The following is a 582-nucleotide window of genomic DNA, read 5'->3' on the forward strand; positions in this document are numbered from 1 at the left end:
CTTTAGAAAATTCACGCAATTCTTTCGACAAGGGCAAGGCGTCCAGGTCAATCCTTAGGCCACATGAAGAAGACTCAGCAATATGCCCTGCATCAGCTAGCAAACCATCCGAGATATCAATACAAGCACTCGCGTAGGGGGTGATCAATAAGCCCTCTGCAAATCTTGGCGTGGGAGCATAGTATCGACCCAGGAGGTATTCCTCAACGCCACTAAGCGCACTCTTATCCAGCAGGTCTAGCGCAGCACCCGCATCACCCAAGCACCCTGTCACAACCAACACCTCGCCTTCTGTAGCACCACTACGACGTAGCGCTTTGTCTTGAGCTGTAAAACCATGCACCTGAATACCAATAGTTAATGGCCCTCGCGTTGTATCTCCGCCCAAGAGGCTCAATTGATAACGCTCCGCCATATACTTGAGCCCCCTTGAAAAGCCTTCAAGCCAATCCGGGTCAGAATCAGGAAGCGTCAAAGACAAGGTAAAGAATGCTGGTGACGCCCCCATTGCAGCCAAATCACTCAATGACGCAGACATTGCTCGGATAGCCAATTGTTGCGGCGGTGCCGACTTGGGAAAGT

Annotated in this window: 1 protein-coding gene; it reads right to left on the reverse strand. The window is 51.2% G+C overall.

Annotated features, from left to right (window positions below; genetic code table 11):
- A partial coding sequence (thiL, locus tag A3763_RS06175; protein ID WP_068759950.1) for a thiamine-phosphate kinase occupies window positions 1–538 on the reverse strand: 538 nt, incomplete at its 3' end.
- Window positions 539–582 lie beyond the last annotated feature (44 nt).

The sequence above is a fragment of the Oleiphilus sp. HI0128 genome, from assembly GCF_001635365.1.